Genomic DNA, 14,347 nt, shown 5'->3' with positions numbered 1-14,347 from the left:
GCACGTAGCGACTCGGGCGAAATCCTCAGGTACTTGCACAACCGTCTCGATCACCACTTTCGAACGCTGCACGAACACCGCCAGGCACTGCAACCCACGGCTCCTGTCTTCGCTCTGGAACATGACCTCAGTGGTGTGGATTTCGAACTGCTCCTTGTAGCGGTCCGTGATGCCATTGCGCAAGGGCTCAGTGCTCGGAACCGCGTGTGGTGGTTGCCCTTTGTCGTGTATGCCGCGGAGATCGGTTACAACTATGTAGGCGGCGAGTACTGGCCGCTCTTCTCTCAGGAGACACCGGGTTGGGAGAGCAAGCAGGGATGGAACGTTTCGAACAACCGAAACCGTATCAAACAGTGGTTTGAGGAATTCTCAGTAGGCTATGGCGGAGCTAAGCCAAAGGGAAGCTTTGCCGCGAACTTCAGCATCATTGCCTGGCCGATCACTCACGCGGTCATGCCAACGTACCTCCAAAGACAGCTAGCTCAGCTGCTGTTCGAGTCGCGCACGGTATTGACCTCGGAGTTGCTCAGGGACCCCAGCTCCCTAGGTGCATGCCTCGCTTCTCGCACGGGCCGATACAGTGAGCGATTTCAAATCTTCTGCGCTAATCAGGGGCTCCTCGGGCAAGTCGCTGCAGCACTGCTCTCAGGCGATGACGAAGAGTGCCCATACCTCGTTAGGTCGACGCTCGATCGTCTGGTTGAAGGCCTATCTAGCGAGCAGCAATCACGTACCTGGCTGTCTCGTGCCAAGCATTCGGCCGACTTGGTACGCTCCAGAGGGTTCCGCCCACCCAAATCGGACCCTAGTTTTAGGCAACCGATAAACCGTCTCCCAAATGCCACCGACCCAAAGCTGCTGCTTCAACGCGACAGCGACGGCTGGCGCCCATATCTGGAATTGCCCGATCTTACTCCACTGCAGAATCGACAGAAGCAGGTTATCCAGGAGCTCCGCAGCCTACGACCAAGCGTGGAAGGCAATCGAGGTCCTCTTCCGCGCGGAAAGCTAATGTATCCGGATAAGGTGCCCCTGTATGCGTGGCCGCGGAACGAAGTCCCCCTCATCCAACTAGAACATGGCACCGAAGCTATAAACCGACTGATAGCTGATCACTGTGCCATCAGCAGAGGGCCGTGGTGGTTGTTCCGTAAGCAAGCCGGCGGGCCGGCCGTCGAAGTCAAAAACAAAACGATGCGGCCCGGATACCAGTACTGCCTGGTCGGACGGCTGGAAAGTGACTCACTCTCGCTGCCATGGAGCACTAAGACAACGATCTTAGCTGAGGGGGTCTGCGGTTTTGAAATAACAGTTCCACAAATTGTTGGAGATACAGATATTGCTCGACTAGCCTCGGCGGGGCTAGCGGTGGTGTCCGATGTCTCTATCGGCCCGGTTGGACTGGTACCTGGCGCATGGGATGGGGAAGGTGCTGTCGAGTGGCTAGCCGGTGAGCCAGCGATGCTGCTAATCCGTTCAACTCGAGCTGCACATAGATGCGTAATTAGCGTAGATCACGACGTTCCCGTAGTGCTTGATTGGCCCGCCTACAACTCAGAACTGCTCTTCGCTATTGAGGGCCTCTCCGTGGGCACGCATGAGGTAGGCGTCACATTACTGCCAGCAGATATGAGCGAATCCTTGGCAAGCGGGTCGCTCATACTGACAATTCGCGACCCGCACGTGACATCAATTGAGGCCACGGAAGGGTCTGGAATCCGATTGTTTACGTCACCAGCTCGACCAAAACTATCCGAGCTGTTGGACGGTCGCATAAGCATCTCAATCGATGGACCGCTCCACACAAGAGCTGAGCTGACGATCGTGCTGCGTGACCATGCTGGAGGAGAACTGGCACGGCGTAGGCAGGCCGTCTCGCTTCCCTTCAATCATGACGCGTGGAAGACGTTCTCAAACCAACATCTGCGCAAAAGCAACTCGTTCTACTCTTACGGCGAAGCTGAGTCATGTGAGATATCAGTGAAGCGAAATGGAGTGCAATTTGCTTCGCTGATCTGCGAGCGGGGATTCCTTCCGCTGCGTTGGGTGCTAATCAAGCGGCGCAATGGCGAATATGAGGCACGCCTGATCGATCGCACAGATGCGGACACGCGGGTTCACCTATATCGAGTTGAAACCCCAACGATCAGCGAGGAGTGCGATCCGCGTCGGCCGATCGCCTTCCCTGATAGTGGTGGAATGCTGGAGGCGAGATCTGGCAATGCAACCGCCGCGATTATACTCCCACCCGAGCCCAATCAGCTACGCCAGAATGCGAATGACCACCCACTCGTAGAATGCGCAGGCCAGTCATTATCCGAGGTGCTAGAGCTCATCTACGCGCACCATCGCTGGCAGAATGCTGATCGATCTCCAGACCCCTTTGCCGATCGCCAGCGGGAGCGCGTGCTAGACGCAATCACGACTGCCCTCGTATCCCTTGTCGCTGGAAACAGGTGGGCTCGCCTTGAGCGCAAACGCCTGCCATTGATTAATAGCAAGCAACCGGATATGTTAGACGAGATGCAGCGACTGGTGGGCGACTCTCCTATGCAGCGTGCTGTAGCCAAGCAAATCGCCACCCACCTCTGGAGGTGGGCGGACTCAGCAACAGCACTGAGAGAGGGATTCTCCAACGCAATTGCGTCGCTAGCAGCCGTCAATGGCATAGGGAACGTGCAATACGCTGCCGAACTTCTGCTCCTTCTAGCTCGCGAGCCGGGGTGCCTCGCGAACTGGAACTCCACCGAGCGGGACACGCTTCTGAACTCCGTACTTCATTCTCCTGCGCTCATTCGAGCGGCTCGATTTGCGGTGCTCGGCACCGAAGATCTTCGAGATAAGTCAAATATAGATGTTATTGGAGAAACTTGGCGAACATAAGTCCCCTCAGTAGCCAAGAAGTCGTCAAACGTACAGTACGTGCACTGGACCTGGACGAGGCGGCTCTGGATCTGTTCTCAACGGAGGCTCTCTGTGCCTCACTTCGCCGTGCGGCTTCGTTCCTGTGTCCAGCGACGCCCCGTCAACTAGCAGACGCTGTACTTAAGGCCATCGCACCACTAGATAAGTCGTCGTGGATAACGCGTGACCGAGTCGTCGAGCAATTGAATCTCTTGGTGTCGATTGGCGATCTGATCGAACTTTCTAGAGTGGATAACGGTGGAGGGAGGCAGCTCTACTTGGGTCCACCCTCGTATGTGAGGAAGGCACCCGGTCAGTACCTCCTCCTAGGCGTGCGCCCCAACGGCGTGCAACTCGTCGATGAGTCAGTGGGCGCGGTGGTGCAGTACGAGCGTCATATGCGGCTCCTCTCGCTCAAGGCCGAGATCGCGCCTCCCCAGTTGCACGCGGCCGGCCTGAATGAGATCTGCCGCGCACACTGGCTCAAACATCCTGGTCCGGACCGCGCGCTCACTATTGTCGACGTGATGCGCCAGCGTTTGGATGAGGCCGCAGAATCAGGTCAGATCGACGGTCTGACAGTCCTTGATCCGGAGATGCCGGTTACCTACTACCGAGGTCGATGGCGCGCAGTCTCGAACGGCGACTCTGGAGACTTCGTTGGCCGTCGACCGCAGGCTTATGGCGCGGACCTGTGGTGCCTGGTACGGATCGAGCAGGGCGTGCCTCGCGCACTCCTGGACCTGCCGCTCGATGACCCAGCAGCTGCTGGCTGTGACGAGGCATGGCGCTTTCAGGCTGCCATCGACGCTGTGAGGGGCCAGCCACAACTATTCAGAGTCCGGTCCACTCCAGGTGCGGAGGAGAGCCGGGTTCTAGATCTCTTCGGGCCCGTGCCTGGCTGGGCGCAGCGCTACCTTGAACTTGCGGGGACACCGGTCTCGCGGACAGCTGGAGCGTTGCTTTGCTACCGTGCACCAACTTCCGAGATTGATGAGTTGTCGGCCTTCTTCGCTGACATGCTGTGGATGCACATCACACTAGAGGGAGCGGTGGAGTGACAGTGGAAGAGCCGACGATCGCAGAGACAGTCAACAAGATCACAGCGGCCCTTCGGGACTACATTGAGGCGACCTACCACGTCAGCCATCCCACTCTAATCGACCAGCGTCGGACGCTGCTCGACCAGGAGGGTGTGCTGTTCCGTGCACCATTCATCGAGAGCACGCCCCGCTACCAGACAAATCGACGCTTTGCCGATCTCGATCTGGACGCTGCTGTTCACGCGCTGTTTGCAAGCTTGACGACACAAGAGGGAAACCTCGGGCCTCTACTGTATGACCCTCCCTATACTCACCAAGCCGAAGCGCTAGAGTGGACGACGCGTGACGGTCTCAGTCTGGCGGTCACCACAGGTACTGGCTCCGGCAAGACGGAGTCTTTCCTCTTGCCGATGCTGGCAAAGCTTGCAACAGAGGCTGCCCACAAGCCAGAGTCGTTCGCTGCCCCTGCTGTTCGCTCCATGATTCTTTATCCTATGAATGCACTAGTGAACGATCAGTTGGGCCGTCTCCGGCTACTGCTGGGTGATCCACGCGTCCTTGCCCATTTCAGCGCCTGGGCCGGCCGACCGGCACGTTTCGCCCGCTATACAAGCCGCACGTTGTACCCCGGCGTGCGGCGGGCCGAGAAGGACCAGGTGCGGTTGCGCTCGATCGAGGATTTCTACATTCAGCTACTCGACAAGGAGGCCAATCCCTCTTCACCAGAACACGCCAACGCGGTAGCTCTCATCAAGAAGCTTCGACTGCGCGGAAAATGGCCTGCTAAAGCCGACCTTAAGGCCTGGTATGGTGCTAAAGGTTCTCGCTGGAAAAATAAGAATGGCGAGTTTGTCCGCGCTGTCCTTCAGCCCGACGACCCCGAACTTCTGACACGCCACGAGGTCTTGGAAGCTCCCCCAGATGTCCTGATCACAAACTACTCGATGCTCGAGTACATGCTGATGCGGCCGCTCGAGCGGCCGGTGTTTGATGCGACACGGGCCTGGTTGGAGAACAACCCCGACGAGAAGTTTCTTTTGATCATCGATGAGGCCCACCTCTACCGAGGCGCGGCTGGTGCTGAGGTCGCGCTTCTTTTGCGTCGCCTTCGCGCTCGGCTTGGGATCGCTCCGGAACAACTGCAGGTAATCTGCACCAGTGCGAGTTTCGCAAGCCCGGAATATGCACGTAAGTTCGCCGCGCAGTTAAGTGGCAAATCCGAAGCCGACTTCAGGACGGTGGAGGGACGGCACGCACTACGTGAACTAGCCGATTGGGGCAGCCTCCAGGACGCGGAGGCTCTGGCGGCAGTGCCGATGCACGCCTTCTACGAAGGCAGCGACAACGAGGCCCGCATCGCTTCCGTCCAGGGGTTTCTGGACTACCGGCAGGTAGCCCTAGCGAAGAGCGCCACGGTCGGCGAACTGCTGCACCGCGCGCTCAGTAGCTTCGGCCCAATGAATCTGCTGGTGAATGAGACAATGAAGCGGGCACAGCCGATCAGCGAGTTGGGCTCATTCATCTTCCCAACGGTCGACAAGCAACTTGCAGACAGGGCCGTTTCTTCACTCGTAGCACTGGGGAGCGCGGCGCGCCGGTCTGCGGACGACGCAGGCCTATTGCCATGTCGCGTGCACGCATTCTTCCGTGGGTTGCCTGGCCTCTGGGCGTGCCTGGACCCCGACTGTCCAGAGGTCGACCGGGAGGCGATCCCAGCGCCGGGGCCAGTGGGCAAGCTCTACGCGCAACCACAAGCAACCTGTAGCTGCGGCACCAGGGTCTTCGAGTTGTACACCTGTCGGCACTGTGGCTCTGCCTACGCTCGAGCGTATACCGATGACGTTCTCGAACCTTCGTACTTGTGGCACGAGCCGGGGGGAGCCTTTGAGTCTGCGTCAGGTTCTATTCCAGAACTCCAAGCCCTTGATCTGCTGCTCGAGGAGCCATCTCAGAGTGGTGTCGAAATTGCTGACCTCGATCTGATCACAGGCCGGCTCAATCCAGAAGAACTCGGTCCCCGCATTCGCAGCGTCTTCCTTCCCCGACTTCGCGGAGGAGAGTCCGTCAACAGTGACGATGGGGACGACGAAAATGAGACCGAGGCAAACGGAGAGTTCAAACCGTGCGGCGTCTGTGGTCAGCTCGCCGGCTATGGCCGTTCGTCTGTTCAAGATCACCAGACTAAGGGGGACCAGCCGTTCCAGGCACTAGTGGCACGCCAGCTCGAAGTCCAACCGCCAGGCGCTCAACCATACAGCGACTTTGCACCGCTACGCGGCCGCAAAGTACTCGCCTTCTCCGACTCAAGGCAGGTCGCTGCTCGATTGGCACCCAACCTGCAGAACTACTCGATGCGTGACGTAATTCGACCCCTTATTGTACGTGGATGGAGTGAACTGGCTAAGCAACCGTTCCTGGCACCGTCCCTTAGCTTGGAGCGTCTGTACCTCGTCGTCATGATCGGAGCCCGGGTGCTGTCAGTGCGGCTGCGCCCAGAGCTCCGTCCCACGGAAACGCTTCATGCCATGCGTGATGTCGCCAAGGCGATTGATAAGGGAGCTCTTACGGGCACCGGGATGGAGCTAATGCCGCTTCTAATGACTACCGACTCACCGCCGCAGTCGCTGTTGCGTGCAATGTATGCAACGCTCACGGACAAGCACTATGGATTATCGTCCCTAGGACTGGCATCCCTCCGCGAGCGGGCCGATTTAGCGGATGCGCTACTAACGAAGCTACCGGACATCGACGGTATCGCGAGCAACGCCGACGCTAAGCTTGCTCTGGTGCGGCTATGGCTGATGCAGTGGAGTACTCCTACTCGTGGCATCTGGTTTCCCTCGATGACCGATGGTGACTGGTGGAAGACCAAGGGTGGCGTCCAGCCGCACACGGGCAAATTCCAAGCGATCGAGCGTTGGCTCAATTCGAGCACCGCTAAGAAGAAATTCAGGGACGGCTGGCTCCAGACCCTGCTGGCGGAGTTCTGTGAACCAGTGGCTGGCAAGTACCGACTGTTGGCGAAGAACGTTGCTCTGGAGCTAGGCGCACTTTGGGGCTACTGCGAACGTTGTCGCTTCACACAGCGGCCGTTCCCTGGCATCGATAGGTGCGTTAGCTGCGGTGCCGATGATATTCGTACGCTCAACCCAGACACCGATCCTGTCTTCCAAGCCCGTAAGGGCTATTACCGAGCTAGCGCTGTCCGAGCTCTTAGCAATCCGCCCGAGTCGCCGGTCAGCATTGTTGCCGCCGAGCACACTGCGCAGCTCAATGCTGCTCAGTCTGACGCTGTGTTCTCAAAGGCGGAAGAACACGAGTTGCTGTTCCAAGATATCGACCTCGGCCTGTCCCATTCGGGAGAGCAAGCACGCGCCGCCATCGACGTCCTTTCCTGTACAACGACAATGGAGGTGGGCATCGATATAGGCAGCCTGAGCGGCGTCGCTCTTCGCAACATGCCACCTTCGCGCGCCAATTATCAACAGCGGGCAGGTCGGGCGGGGCGTCGAGGCAATGCGGTCGCTACCGTCCTAGCCTTCGGCAGCGCTGATACACACGATGACCACTACTTCCGTCAGCCGGAGCTCATGATCCGAGGGGAAGTGGATGATCCGGTGCTGACGATGGACAATGACGAGATTGCTCGGCGACACGTCATCGCTTACCTGCTGCAGCGCTACCATCAGGACCAGTTGCCGGAGATCGCCCCAGACGAGCAGCCGCAGCTTTTCGAGGTCCTCGGAAGCGTCGAGGCGTTCGTGAAGACAGCCTCCCCCCTGAATCGGGTTGGTCTTGAAGAGTGGCTGAAGGCCAGGGAGAGCACGCTGCGAGATGAGATTGCATCATGGCTTCCCGATGAGTTGAGCCACGCCGACCGCGCATCTGTCCTTGACGGTGTCGTTACGAGCACGCTGCAAGAGATCGACAAGGCCCTTGACCTTGACCTCGACACGAGCCTGCCTACTTCTTCAGCTCATAAGGCTCCGGTGGAGTCCGATGACGTGCAAGCAGAAAGCACCGCCGAGCATGACGCCGAGGAGCCGAGCGTCCGAGGCAGTCAGAAGAACCTGCTCGATCGCCTGCTGTACAAGGGTGTGCTGCCCCGCTACGCGTTTCCAACGGATGTCGTTGCCTTCCACGTCTTTGACCTTGACCGATCAACTCCGTACAGTGCCGAGTTTCGCTACGCGCCTAGCCAAGGCCTCCCGGTGGCACTCAGCCAGTACGCCCCGGGCAAGGTGGTGTGGATCGACAACAAGGAATGGACCTCCGGGGCCATCTATGCACTGGTCCAGAAGGAGCGATTCGAGGCCTGGCGGGATAAACTGCTCTACTTCGAGTGCCAGATCTGCCACTACGCGAAGCACTTCCCCTACGACCAGGCCGAACGCGGAGAAGAGCGTGACTGTCCGGCGTGCGGTGCTGAGGGCAAGTTCGGCAAGGCGAAGAACTGGATGCGTCCGCCCGGGTTTGCGCATCGGGCTGACAAGGATCCTGGGACAAGCCCCGACGACGCGCCGGCGCTCAGTTATGCGACTCGCGCCAAACTCATGGCGCCTGGGCCGACCGAGGAGGCAGCCTGGCTGCGTGTCACTGATCGCCTAGAGCAGACGTACCGCCGAGAGACTTTGCTAGTCAGCAATACCGGCCCACGCAGCGAGGGTTACACCTATTGCATCCGGTGCGGGCTCATAGAACCCACAGCGACCGCGTCGCATGTGGTCATCGGAACGCACAAGAAGCCATACCCTGACGAGAAGGAACCGCACTGCTCAGGCTCAGCCTCCACGCGAGGCCTGGTACTGGGAACTGACTTTATTTCCGATGTGCTACTAATCCGCCTGAAGGTAGCGACGCCAATTACCCTGAGGCCCGGGTTTCTGTCCACCCACATCGCGCTTCGGACAGTCGCGGAGGCACTCACGATTGCTGGGACACGGAAGCTCGACATTGACGCGACTGAGCTGCAAGCTGAATACCGACCTGCCCTGACCCCGTTGGGTAGCGAAGGCCTCGAGGCGGAGGTCTACGTCTATGACACACTCGCCGGCGGCGCAGGGTTCACCCGCCGGGTCAACGAATACGGGCTAGAGATATTCGAACGGGCCCTGGAACGCCTCGAAGACTGCCCAGCAAAGTGTGATGAGTCGTGCTACCGCTGTTTGCGTAGTTTTCGGAATCGGTTCGAGCACAATCTCCTAGACCGGCGCGTCGGCGCTAGTCTCTTGCGTTACTTGATCTATGGAACTCTGCCGACATTGGACAGAGAACGTTTCGAGCAGTCGGCTGACAGGCTCTTCGAGGACCTCATCAGTCGACGGATCGAAGGCATTCGGTTCGAGCGAGGCGTCGCGATCCAGCTCGAAGGGAACCAGGCGGTAACTGCGCCCATCCTGGCAACGCAAGATAGCCGGCAGTGGATTTTTGGTGTCCATGGTCCTTTGACCCCAGACGTGGCACCAACCAACGAATTGCGAGACGCTAAAGCACTTGGCAGCGTCCCGGTCAAGCTCATTGATGACATAGTCATCTCTCGCAATCTGCCATTCGCCAGCCAGTTGGTTCAGAGAGAGCTGACGTAGGCGAAAACAGGCCCTCATCGTCACAAGCATCTATATGTCGATAGCGACTCGCCACCGGCTACTCTTTCTTGAAGGCGACGGAGGCATGCCCGCGACGCAAATGTCGTCGCGGGCAGTGGCGGCTAGTCACAACATCAGAGGTATTCGTCCCCGCCAACAGCGAGGGTTAGTTGTTCGACAACGCCCGGTCTCTCGGTAGGGTTGGGCAGCATGTCGTCTCCGACAGGTAGCGGTACGCGGGCACCGTGCTGCACCGGCCGGATCAAGCGGTGGGAACGCATGGACTCAAGGACGTCCTGACGCATCGCTCTCTTTGTGCACCAGCGTTCGAGCCACCAGTCAGAGACCTGGGCGTCTGCTTCGGGCAGTTCGGGATTCAGTAGGTACTTCGGTTCCCGGTCGATACCCAACGTGTAGTCCCGAAGGTTCTCAACCAGCGGAACACCGTACAGGATGCGCTCCCGCCCATGCCTGAGGAGCTCGTCGACAGGCCAGCCGAGTGCGGCAAGTCCCAGCCGCACTTTGCGCAGCCGAGGGCTAACGCCCTCGCCGAAAAGGCTATTGACTCGAACAAGCGACCCACGCAGCGCTGAGAGGCGCACTAGGGCGCCAACCGTCTCTTCGGAGAAGTGCGAGGTCCCAAAGGAACGCGACCGTCCGAGTTTGTGGAAACCCATGCGAGTGGTGCCGTTGCCACCCATAACCTCGGCAGGCCAGAACAGTCGGTTGTACTGGCTTGATCCGGCGCCGTATAGCGACGTGGTTCCGACGAAGGAGAGGCGGGGTTCGCGCAAGATCGGACGGCCGGCCATCGCCGACGCGATCTCACTTGGGCGCGCGTACTTCTCACGGTAGGCGGCCAATACCTGCGGCGAGACGGCCAGCGCCCCAACCAGTTTTCCAGCCGCCAGCGCGTTGTAGGGTGCCACGGCTCCACAGACGGTGAGATCTGCGATGACAGTGCCGACCCGCTCTCCTCGTGCGCGACGCACCACACGGCGCATCTGCGTACGTGCCTTCGGATCTGAAAGCGCCTTGGTGAGTCCTTCGACTGTAGGTGGGGAGAGATAGCCTCCTAGCAGGGCGGCGATTTCAAGAGCCTCTGCGAGCGCCGATGAACGCTTACACCGAAACAGATCCGTCATGGCGCGCTCCACCCACGCGTCGCGTTTGATGTTGCGAACCTCGCGGATCGTGCTGGCCTGATGGTGCTTCTTACGGTGGCGCTCGGCATCAGCCCGCAGACGGTTGATGACCTCTGGCGTGGGCGTCGCAAGATCAGTTGGCTGAAGAACTCCGTCGCGAAGCAGATCGTCGACATAGATCTCGCTCTGCTGGGCATCGATCCGGTGAGCTAGCCAGCAGGCGATATCGGCAGTGGGCTCGGCTCGAACTTGTTCCAGGAACTGATCCGTCTCCCATCCTATCCAACGGTCGCGCTCAGCAATTTGGACGACTGGGCTGGAGATCGCCGCCAGGCCAATAACCGCGTGGAAATCAGTGGCCGCGTCCCGGATCAGGATCGGCATGGAGCGGCCGGGCACAGTCGCATAGGCGTTAGACCACGTATGGCGAAAGTACCTCCAGATGTCGTGGAGCTTGAACCCGGTTAGCTCGCAAACCGAGGAGTCGACAATCTGAATGTATGGCTTAATGACCTTCGTGGACGCACCAGCACTCTGAAGCGCTTCTGCCAATTCACGGCCGTCGCGCATCAGGTTGAATATGGAAATTAGCCGGTTTCCATGCTGATGCACCCGTTCCATGTTCTCGACGAATTGGCGTACGCTGCGCTTCCTAAGCTGCTCATCGCGACGGATATGCTCCTGACGTCGGATCCGAGCTTTTTCTTCCTCCTGACTACCCTGTACCGACGGCGGCGTGAAAAGATGGTTGGATCCTTCGACCTGAATGGTCCAACCTTGATTCATGAGATCGATGACAGAGTGAGCCGCAGCGGCGAGCAGGGGTTGATCGAATAGATCATTTATCTCGGCGGCCCGAATCCAATGATCGTGATCGCCTAGAGACCTATCACCTATTGACGCGCTCGCGAGTAGAGCGCAGAGCCGAGCGAACCCTTGTCGTTCCCGACGAGAGGCGTCGGCTGGAAGACCGAGGGGGACGAGCATGTCCTCTTGTTTCATGACTTCTGGAGCATCCGTCCGTAGGTCCTGCTCCATAGTTGCAGGAGAGCCTCGCAGTTGTGGCCATCGCGGTCCAGGAGGGCCGTGGTACGAGCAAAGGACAGCAGGAGCAGTTCGAGTGCAATGCGCAGTTCTGCTGCCGCCTCGTCGCCCAACGTCTGGAGAGGACGATACAACGCTGCGAAGGCCGGGTGGTCAACGTTTAGCGTTACATCGAGCGTGCGCTGCTTAAGAACTGAGATAAACATAGTCTCGATCGGCAGTTGTTCGGAGCCGATCCGATAGTTTAGCGCACCTGAGCCCTTTCCAACTCTCCTAATAACCGGTAGATCAATATCCGCGGCCTCCGCTATCCGACATGAAGCCTCCGTAGCCGCCTGAAACTTGACCTCCTCGAAGGCCTGGCGTACACGCGAACTCAGTAACCGGGCAATCGACTCCAGCTCCGGCGCAAGGGCTTCCTGGAGCACCTGCGAAGCTCGTATGCCCTGCTTATTGATGGTAATCCCGAAGTGCTCATCAAGGATGGGGTCAAACTCGATCTCGCAGCGCCACCAGTCGTCATAGTTCTCTTTTCGCTTCGCGCCCATCAGATGCCAACCACTTGCGATCTCGCGACCAGCACGAAGGATGGAGACGCCAGCTCCGCCGACGATGCCGATACGTCGCTTGGTCATGTTATCCAAACGATGCCAGTGCTGAACTGGCAGCATCGCGAACCGAACTGTGACGAAGGCAGTCTCGCCTGACGATGCTGCAAGCTCGTAACGGAGCGGTTCGAAGGCCAGGCGTGCGCTGTGTCCCTCGACCTTCGCCATAAGCAGCATAGGGTCGATCGGCTCGACCCGTGTCCCGTTGATGGTGAGGGCAAGGTCGCCGTTGCTCAGAAAGCGCCTGTAGATGCGCCCAAGGTCCCGGCGCAAGGCACGTTGGAGCCAAGCAAGGCGCCGGTATTCGATGCGATCGCAATTTTGCCAGACGACCAAGCAGCCCGACCCATTGGTTGGGCCGGGTAGACGGCTAGCACGCAGATCAACCGGGGCTCCGGTGGCGATCGCGTCGACGTCTAGGAAGACCTGATTTGCGGGTTGGCTGTCCTGCCAGGCAGTTACCTCGACTCGCCGAGCCTGACTGAGGGATGCGGCGGGCAAGCCCATACCGAATCGGCCGAACGACTGCCGCTCATCGAAGCGGGACGAGCCGCCAAACCGAAGGCATACCTCGAGTTGGGAGCGCGACATGCCCTCCCCGTTGTCCTCGACACGAATCTCTGGAAGGCCACCTGCCGCCGGCCGCGCGATCGTAATCTTGACCTCCGTCGCGGCTGCCTGTAGCGAGTTGTCTATGAGTTCCGCGAGGGCAGTTGAGAGGCTCACGTAGCCTGACTCTCGGACTGCGCGGATGAAGTTGGAGGAGACCAAGAGGTCGTCCTTGCGTTGCGTCTGTCGGCCCATCGCCTCTCCCGGTGACTTGTTCAAGTGTCTGTGTCGAGAGTAGCTGCATCGAGGCCGCCTGGGAAGTTGATCGTTTCACTGCAGAGTCAGCCAGACCTGCCCACGATCCTGACCGTGATCCGCTTCGTCTTGGACGGTTCAGTGAAGTCCAGGGTCGATCCGTCAGCCAAGAGGAGCCGGACGGTCGGGCGTCTGACCATGGCAACAAGCTGGTGCGGCTCTGCGGATTCGAGGAAGACGACGTGACCAGCGCGCTGCAGATCAAGGAAGATGCAGTGGCTAGCCGTGCAGATGCGGATACTGCGTTCAGCGATGTCTGTCTCTGTGACCAACTCACCCGCTAGCGCCTCTGGAGACGGTGACACAGTCTTCAACGAGTTGATCCCGAGCACCTGGAGCATAGCGATCTCCCGTCCCTGGAGACGCGCGAGGAGCGGAATGATTTCAGATGCTGACTGGATGGTGGCCATACGAGCATCATGGCCGAAGCAGGAGGCGCGAGGCACATCCTCCCGTGGGTGCCTCTCGGATCCGCTCCGGCGCGGCCCCGGAGCGGTCAAGGGGGCGCGCAGAGGAGGCCTCAGGTCGCCCGCTGGCAGCAGCGCCCGTAATCGGGCCATTATCTCTGTGCAAACACTGGTCGGAAGAGGCCGGCTGGCGAAAGCGCGGCTCAGGCTGCCGCACCGCTTCCGGTGCTCGGGCCTGGCGGCCCTGTGCTCCGGATCGGCTTGCCACCGGATGAGGTGGTTGCTCTTTATCGGGGCCCGGGACATGCGCGGGATGATCTTACGTGTCCCACATCTGCGTCTCCTATTCTCCCAGGTCAAGCCACTTGAACAGGCGTAGAACCTCCTCTCTCCTAAAGCGGGTGCCGCAGGTTCGAATCCTGCCGGGGGCACCAGGGTCCGACCAGTAGCAAGGCGCCCTCGACCAGGGGGAACGCCCGTCAAGGGCTTTTTCGTGTGTCCGGTGACGTACGGCTGTCGGCGATCGTTTGCGGGAGATCTTTCCCAATGTCTTCCCAAGGGCTGCACGCTTTGCACGGCCACCGTCAATCGGCTTGCCCCAAGGACACTCTCACCCAGACCTAGTGCTGTGACCGGAAATGATCGCCGGGTTGGGTGAGGTTCAGGCTGCGGGTGCGAGGGGTCGGCCGCCCCAGCGGATGCCTTTCTCGCTGCGGATGCGGGCGCGTTCGCGGCGTTGAGCGGCCA

At 59.6% G+C, this 14,347-nt stretch carries 6 protein-coding genes; 3 read left to right on the top strand and 3 right to left on the bottom strand.

The annotated features are described in order from the left end of the window. Positions 1–33 precede the first annotated feature (33 nt). The 3 genes from MTP10_RS13575 to MTP10_RS13565 all read left to right on the top strand — a co-directional run bounded on the left by MTP10_RS13575 (position 34) and on the right by MTP10_RS13565 (position 9,532). The gene (locus MTP10_RS13575) at positions 34–2,883 is read left to right on the top strand and encodes a hypothetical protein (protein WP_310709504.1); all 2,850 of its coding nucleotides are present in this window, start codon (positions 34–36) and stop codon (positions 2,881–2,883) included. Positions 2,884–3,119: 236 nt separating this feature from the next. Next, positions 3,120–3,965, top strand: a complete 846-nt coding sequence (locus MTP10_RS13570; protein WP_310709503.1) for a hypothetical protein — start codon at positions 3,120–3,122, stop codon at positions 3,963–3,965. After that, on the top strand, positions 3,962–9,532 hold the full coding sequence (locus MTP10_RS13565) for a DEAD/DEAH box helicase (RefSeq protein ID WP_310709502.1): 5,571 nt from the start codon (positions 3,962–3,964) through the stop codon (positions 9,530–9,532). Before MTP10_RS13570 ends, MTP10_RS13565 begins: the two co-directional genes overlap by 4 nt. A 134-nt stretch (positions 9,533–9,666) precedes the next feature. Here the strand turns inward: MTP10_RS13565 and MTP10_RS13560 are convergent, their stop codons facing one another. The 3 genes from MTP10_RS13560 to MTP10_RS13550 all read right to left on the bottom strand — a co-directional run bounded on the left by MTP10_RS13560 (position 9,667) and on the right by MTP10_RS13550 (position 13,603). Next, the gene (locus tag MTP10_RS13560) at positions 9,667–11,463 is read right to left on the bottom strand and encodes a Druantia anti-phage system protein DruA (protein ID WP_310709501.1); all 1,797 of its coding nucleotides are present in this window, start codon (positions 11,461–11,463) and stop codon (positions 9,667–9,669) included. Positions 11,464–11,675: 212 nt separating this feature from the next. Beyond that, entirely contained in the window at positions 11,676–13,133 is a 1,458-nt protein-coding gene (locus tag MTP10_RS13555; RefSeq protein WP_310709500.1) for an ATP-binding protein, read from the bottom strand. A gap of 86 nt (positions 13,134–13,219) precedes the next feature. After that, complete coding sequence (locus MTP10_RS13550) at positions 13,220–13,603, bottom strand: hypothetical protein (protein ID WP_310709499.1); 384 nt, start codon at positions 13,601–13,603, stop codon at positions 13,220–13,222. Positions 13,604–14,347: the final 744 nt, after the last annotated feature.

The organism is Nonomuraea sp. 3-1Str, assembly GCF_031570565.1.
GTDB lineage: Bacteria > Actinomycetota > Actinomycetes > Streptosporangiales > Streptosporangiaceae > Nonomuraea.
This window is presented reverse-complemented; position numbering and strand designations above follow the sequence as displayed.